Origin of the sequence: Blautia sp. RTP21359st1_E11_RTP21359_211015 (assembly GCF_040910705.1) — a bacterium.
In the GTDB taxonomy this organism is placed as follows: domain Bacteria; phylum Bacillota; class Clostridia; order Lachnospirales; family Lachnospiraceae; genus Blautia_A; species Blautia_A fusiformis.
The window spans coordinates 47,353-54,148 of sequence record NZ_JBDGAB010000024.1; the positions used below are offsets into that span (position 1 = coordinate 47,353).

The window sequence follows — 6,796 nt, forward strand, 5'->3', positions numbered from 1 at the left end:
GGGAAGTCCCATGTATCAGGAAAAAGTTGGACAATAGTGGTATAAGGACAGGTTTTCGCTGCATACATCTATGAAAAAGGCGAAAGCAGGCCTGTCATGCTCAGAAAAGAAGATTTTGAACCAAATATGAAAACAGAGGATAAGATCCCCGGAGCGCAGACGGAAAATCCGGCACAGAGTCAGCGCTTCGGGGATTTTATCGTGAAATATATGCAGAATGTCCAGGATACTATGGAACTTTTTCCGGGGGCATCTTTTCGGGCGATCAATGAAATTTTCGGGGTTCTTTATGTTCCGCTGGAAAGTATGGGAGAAATTGAGGTCACGGGAACCTCCTATAATTCGATCCCGAAATGTTATACCTACATGGATATGGAGGCAGCAGGGGAATCAGGGATCAACAGGCTGCACGATCACCCTTATCTGAAGCTGCGTGGAAAAGGTACTGCGGTGGCGGTGATCGATTCGGGGATTGATTATCAGAATGAAGTGTTTCGAAATGCAGGCGGCTCCAGAATCGCTTATTTATGGGATCAGTCCATAGAAGAGGAAGAACAAAATCAGTCTGGACGGGAGTTGGAAGCTGAAAATGGAGATGCAGATAATTTGCCGGGGGATGGTATAGCAGATACAGAAGTTCCATATGGCAAATTATTTCGGAAAAAGGATATCGACCGGGCACTGGCTTCCGAGGAGCCGTTTGCCATCGTGCCATCCAGAGATACCAACGGCCATGGCACGGCACTGGCAGGTATTGCTGCTGGAAATATGGTACCCGGAGAAAATTTTACCGGAGCAGCGCCGGAGGCAACCCTGATCATCATCAAGGTAAAGCCGGCAAAGCAATATCTCCGGAATTTTTATCTTTATCCTCCGGAGGCAGAAGCTTTTCAGGAAAATGATGTGATGATGGCCATTGCTTTTGCGATTTCCCAGGCCAAAAAGCTGAAGATGCCACTTTCTATCTGCCTGGGGATCGGAAGCAGCCAGGGCGCGCATCTGGGGACCAATGCGTTAAGCCAGTATGTGGACTATGTGGCAAATTTTTCTCAGGTATCCGTATCTGTGGCAGCAGGAAACGAAGGAAATACAAGAAACCACAGTACGGGGATTTTTTCTCAGGGAAGGGAACAGATCGTGACAGAACTCCGTGTAGCGGAAAGAGAGCAGGGCTTTACCATAGAATTCTGGGGAGAACCGCCGGAAATCTATGAGCTTTCCATCCAGTCACCAACCGGTGAGATACTGGAAGTCAGCAGTTCCATAGGTTCCAGAACCCAGGAGCTGTCATTTGTTTTTGTGGAAACAAAGGTGTATGTGAATTATATCCTGATCGAGCGTCAGACCGGATATTCCCTGGTGTATATCCGATTTTTCCATCCGGCGTCCGGTATCTGGAAAATTTTTACCCAGGCAAGAAATCAACAGAACGTACAGTTCCATATATGGCTTCCTGTGGAAGGGCTGATCTCCCAGGATACCTATTTTCTGGAACCATCCCCCTATACCACGGTGACAGCGCCGGGAGACGCCAGGAACAGCATTACGGCAACTGCCTACCAGCATCGTGACGGAAGCATCTACATTGCAGCAGGCAGAGGCTATACGCCAGATGGCATGATCACTCCACATCTGGCAGCTCCTGGCGTTAACGTAAAAGTGCCGCTGGTACGAGGCGGCTTTGGAACCCGCTCCGGGACCAGTATCTCCGCCGCACAGACCGCCGGCATCGCGGCACTTCTGTTTGAATGGGCGATCATACGGGATAACCAGCCGTTTTTTACCGGGAGCAGCGTGAAATATTATCTGCAGAGAGGCGCAAGAAGAGAAGAAAACATGCAGTACCCAAACCCGGAGTGGGGGTACGGGAAGGTGGATCTGTATCATACCTTTGAACTGCTGACGTGAGAGGATGCGAGCTGGAAAAAATATGAAAAGCAGAAACAGATCATTTCCTTTGGAAAGAGTAGATGCATAGATATTACATTTGGAAAAATAATAAAAGGATACGAAAGTACTAATTTTGGAAAAAATATTCATATAGATAATTCACTTTGTATCGTGTACTATAAATATATGGAAAAATCATATAATGACACAACAGGGAGGAATTTTACTTATGGAGCTTTCAACTTTGGTAAAAATGTCAAACACTTACGGAAGCAATCCGGCCTATGTTCTGGCAGGAGGCGGTAATACTTCTGTAAAAGACGATACAACACTGTATGTAAAGGGATCCGGTACACAGCTTGCTACCATTAAGGCAGAGGAATTTGTCAAAATGGACAGAGCCCGTCTGAATGAGATCATGAAAACGGAATATCCGGCGGATGATGTGAAGCGTGAATCTGCATATCTTGCAGATGTAATGGCGGCAGTGACCGATGAGGATAAAACCAAACGTCCCAGCGTGGAAGCACTGCTCCACAATCTGTTTGCTTATACGTATGTCCTGCATGTTCATCCGACACTTATCAATGGACTGACCTGCGGAAAGGGCGCAAAGGCTCTTTGCGAAGAGCTTCTTGGAAAAGATGTACTCTGGATCGATATCTGCAAACCGGGATACACACTTGCCCGTATCTGCTTCGAGAAAATGAATGCCTATAAAGAAGAAACAGGAAAAGACGTGCAGGTTCTTCTGCTTCAGAATCACGGAATTTTTGTTGCGGCTGATACTGTAGAGGAGATCGGCGTTTTATTCGATGGTGTGATCGGAAAGCTGGAAAAGCAGGTAAAGAGAACTGCGGATGTAAGTGATGCAGTTACACCTGAAAAAGAGCAGGCAGCACAGAAGCTTTCCAGTCTGCTTGGACATGCGGTGGAAGTCGTACCGGCTGCGGAGGCGGATAATTTTGTAAAAGATAAAACTGCTGCGGCACCTCTTCTGAAGCCGTTTACTCCGGATCATATTGTATATTGCGGACCTTATCCGTTATTTGTAGAAAATATTGATGAGGCGAAAAATGCGCTGGATGCATTTATGACAGAGCATGATAAAGAGCCAAGACTGATCCTGGTACAGGGCGTTGGCGCATTTATCATGGAAGATGACAAAGGAAAGGCAGCAAAGGCACAGCTTCTGGTAAAGGATGCAATCAAGCTTGCAGTGTATGCAGAGAGCTTTGGCGGCCCGCTGCAGATGACCGATGAGATCACATATTTTATCACACACTGGGAAGCAGAAGCATACCGCAGTAAGAAATAAAAAAGAAAATATATAGAGAAATAAAGAAAATGCATCGGGAACTATTAGGAAATTCCCGGTGCATTTTTTATTGAATGACGGATAAACAGTTACTCAGGACAGAGTTACGCAGCAAATGTGGATATTTTTATCCGCATTACCACAAATCTTATTTCCGATACACGAACGCCGGCAGTCCATCCTCACCAACCGGAACATTTACAGTTCCCTGGATCAGCGGGCGGGCATAGCGGATAAAGTCTTCGGTGACATCGGAGCCGTCTTCTGTGATCCATTCCACAGGGACCGTCTTTTCTTCGTTGCAGATAACGTTGACATCCTCCAGTGTACATTTCATGGAGTACGGAGAATCACTCTGACGTTTAAATGCGACCATCTTTCCGGTTTCGCCGTTCAGGGCAGCCTGTACACCAAATTCACCGGCGAGGATGCCTTCTTGCTGGTCTGTTCCGGCGAGCATAGCTGCAGAGCAGCGCTGGCTTACATTGAGCTCTACGGAGCGGGCTTTGACGCCAAGACGGCTGCGTACAAGATTCTCAAGATATTTACCGCAGCCAGCAAGCATCTTGTGACCGAAGGCGTCGGTTCCGGCAGCGCTGTCGTATTCGCAGATGAAAGTGCCGTCTTTATCATGGATTCCCTCAGATACACAGACTACGACGTTGCAGTTTTTCTCGAAGGCAGCATGAACTTTCTGGAGAAATTCTTCTACATCGAAATCGGTTTCCGGAAGATAAATGAGAAGCGGATTGTCTCCAATATATTTCCGGGCAAGGGCAGCAGCTCCGGTGAGCCAGCCTGCGTGACGTCCCATGATCTCGATGATAGTGACGGATTTTTTCTCATAGACACAGGCGTCCAGGGTGATCTCACGGACGGTGGAGGCTACGTAGCGGGCAGCACTTCCGAATCCGGGAGTATGGTCGGTGTTTACAAGATCGTTATCAATGGTCTTCGGCTCACCGAGGATACGGATGTCGCTGCCGATCTTTTCAGCATAGCGGGAAAGCTTGCTGACGGTATCCATGGAATCGTTGCCGCCGATATAAAAGAACCAGCCGATATTCATCTCCTCGAATTTCTGAAAAAGCTTCGGATAAACCGGATCCTCCAGGGATTCCGGAAGCTTGTAACGGCAGGAGCCGAGATAGGCGCCGGGTGTCCAGGTAAGAGCGAGAAGCTGCTCTCCCGGAAGTGCTTCCTGGAAATCAAGGACTGTTCCGTTTAAAAATCCCTCAATGCCGTTGACCATACCATAAACATGGTCGATCTCCTCTGTATGTTTAAGTGCTTCAGATACCACACCGTAAAGACTGCTGTTGATAGCTGCGGTCGGTCCGCCGGACTGTCCTGCGATAAGGTTCTTTTTTGACATTCTGATACCTCCTGGGTGTTGTTTTTTTATATTGTAACAGAAATAGGAGAAGATAACATCTAAAAAAATCACCTTTTTTATAAAAAAATTACTCTATACAAATAATTATATCATAGTAAAATAGTAGTATAGATAGAGAAAAGAGGTGAAAAAAACGATGACAGTAAAAAAAGTACAGTTTGAGAGCATGGATGAAGTGAACCGTTTTCTTGATGTGACGGAGCATTTTCCGTTTGCAGTGGATCTGAAAAGGGGAAGCAGAACGGTAAATGGCAAATCCATTCTTGGAGTTGCATCCATTGGCCTTGGAAGAGAGATGGACTTTTGTGCACATGTGCCGGAGCTTGCGCCGGAGATCACATCCAGTCTTGGTTTTTGCATGAGGTAGGTTTAAGAGGGGAAAAAATAAATAATGGTTGATCGATGGTGAATGAGGATATCGTAAGATCGCAGAGGCGATGATCGGTATCCTCATTTTTTTATAGATGACAAATGTAAGTATTTAGAAAAAAATCTAAATACTTATTGACTGGGAAATTCGAAAATGCTATATTCTATTTAGAAATATTTCTAAATACTATCTGAAAGGAGGAAGACATACACGATGGCGTTTGCGGAAACCTTCAAGGCACTTTCGGATCCTGTGCGGAGAGAAATCCTGCAGCTTCTGAAAAACGGGAAAATGTCAGCCGGTGAGATCGGAGGACATTTTGACATGACGGGTGCAACCATATCCTATCATCTGAAAATTTTGAAGAAAGCAGATCTTGTGTGGGAAACGAAGGTGAAGAATTTCGTGTATTATGAACTGAATACCACAGTTGTAGAGGAGCTGCTTCTGTGGCTCAGTGATCTGAAAGGGGGAAAGAATGATGAAAGGTGAAGAAAGAAAAGAGTTTCTGAAGGAATATAAAATGTCCCTGATCTCCGGGAGTATCCTTACGATCTCACCGTCACTGGCAGGGATCCTGCTGTGGAACCGTCTGCCGGAGAAGATCGCAACACATTTTGATCAGCACAATGTGGCCAACGGCTGGAGCAGCAAGCCGATGGCAGTTTTTGGAATTCCATTTCTGCTTTTGCTGATCCATTTGTTTTGCGTGTTTTTTACAGCCAATGATCCAAAGAGAAAAAATATCAACAGGCGTATTTTTACCATGGTCCTGTGGCTGGTTCCGGTGGTGTCTGTGATCACCTGCATGTCAATCTATGGTCTTGCTCTGGGTATGGACATTGATATAGGTGTGATCGTGAATATCATGGTGGGGATCATGTTTATCATTCTCGGAAATTACGTTCATAAGGTGAAACAGAATTATACAGTGGGAATGAAGCTTCCCTGGACCTTGAACAGCGAGGAGAACTGGAACCGTACCAACCGTATGACAGGCTGGATACTGATCCTGTCAGGGCTGCTTTTTCTTATGAATTCGCTGCTCCTGAAAACGGAAATTGTTTTTGCGGTAATTTTGCTGGTCATCCTTGTGCCAATGATCTATTCATTTATTCTTTATAAAAAGGGAATCTGAGAAAATAATTTCGGACCGTCACTGTCAGAAAAAAGGCAGTGGCGGCTTCTTTTTTATCAAAAAATAATGTTCAAACAAAGCGGTACGTGATATGATAATGTCATACAAAAGCATTTTCTCGAACACTATAAACAGACAGCAGACAGGAGGGATCATTATGACAGAATTAAGCCGTTTTCAAAAAGATGTGGAAGTTGCTGCCACTGCTCTTGAAATGCGGGCGGAGAACGAGGATGCCAAAGAAGAGGCCATTCATCTTTACCGGAAATTCGGAAGTACCAAGCAGGAGCCGCTGCGGCTGGCAGTTGCCCTGCGGGGATATTTTCTGGAGGAAGGTGTGGAGGAAGAGGAACGCGCGCATTATGGAGCATATCTTAAGAAAAGGATCCGTCCGGCTGTGGAACGCCTGATCCTGGAAGATGACTGGGAAAAGATCGAGAAGCTTTATGAGAACGAATGGTTTGGGGAACAGGAGCTGGAGGTGTTCCTGAAACTGGCTGAAGAGTGGAGGAGACCTGCAGCGCTGATGGGACTTCTCCATTTGAAAAAAGCAAATTATGGATTTAAAGAGAAGGAATTTGAATTGTAAATAAATCTGGTGAAAAACTATAGCAATCCAATAAATTATTGCACATAATTACACGAATGAAACCACCCTATGCAGTCCTTTGGACGAATTGTTAA

Annotated in this window: 7 protein-coding genes; 6 read left to right on the plus strand and 1 reads right to left on the minus strand. The window is 45.6% G+C overall.

The annotated features are described in order from the left end of the window. Positions 1-96: 96 nt before the first annotated feature. Together AB5026_RS10040 and AB5026_RS10045 are read left to right on the plus strand one after the other, a co-directional pair. Entirely contained in the window at positions 97-1,908 is a 1,812-nt protein-coding gene (locus AB5026_RS10040) for a S8 family peptidase (RefSeq protein WP_368213252.1), read from the plus strand. Between the two features lie 211 nt (positions 1,909-2,119). Next, positions 2,120-3,208 (plus strand): class II aldolase/adducin family protein, encoded by a 1,089-nt coding sequence (locus tag AB5026_RS10045; protein ID WP_174095839.1) that lies wholly within the window; start codon positions 2,120-2,122, stop codon positions 3,206-3,208. Between the two features lie 148 nt (positions 3,209-3,356). Here AB5026_RS10045 and AB5026_RS10050 read toward each other — a convergent pair whose 3' ends face one another. Next, entirely contained in the window at positions 3,357-4,583 is a 1,227-nt protein-coding gene (locus AB5026_RS10050; protein ID WP_368213253.1) for a 6-phosphofructokinase, read from the minus strand. Between the two features lie 157 nt (positions 4,584-4,740). Between AB5026_RS10050 and AB5026_RS10055 the strand changes: the two genes are divergently transcribed. From AB5026_RS10055 to AB5026_RS10070, 4 genes are all read left to right on the plus strand, one after another. After that, a complete protein-coding gene (locus AB5026_RS10055; RefSeq protein WP_015527198.1) occupies positions 4,741-4,971 on the plus strand; it encodes an HPr family phosphocarrier protein in 231 nt (76 codons plus the stop codon). A gap of 216 nt (positions 4,972-5,187) precedes the next feature. After that, positions 5,188-5,466 carry an autorepressor SdpR family transcription factor gene (locus tag AB5026_RS10060; protein WP_015527197.1) on the plus strand — a complete coding sequence of 93 codons (279 nt, stop codon included), beginning with the start codon at positions 5,188-5,190 and terminating at the stop codon, positions 5,464-5,466. Then, positions 5,453-6,112, plus strand: a complete 660-nt coding sequence (locus AB5026_RS10065; protein WP_326929022.1) for an SdpI family protein — start codon at positions 5,453-5,455, stop codon at positions 6,110-6,112. The genes AB5026_RS10060 and AB5026_RS10065 overlap by 14 nt, the downstream gene beginning before the upstream one ends. A 157-nt stretch (positions 6,113-6,269) precedes the next feature. Then, positions 6,270-6,701: a hypothetical protein gene (locus AB5026_RS10070; protein ID WP_015527195.1), complete on the plus strand. Its 432-nt coding sequence runs from the start codon at positions 6,270-6,272 to the stop codon at positions 6,699-6,701. Positions 6,702-6,796: the final 95 nt, after the last annotated feature.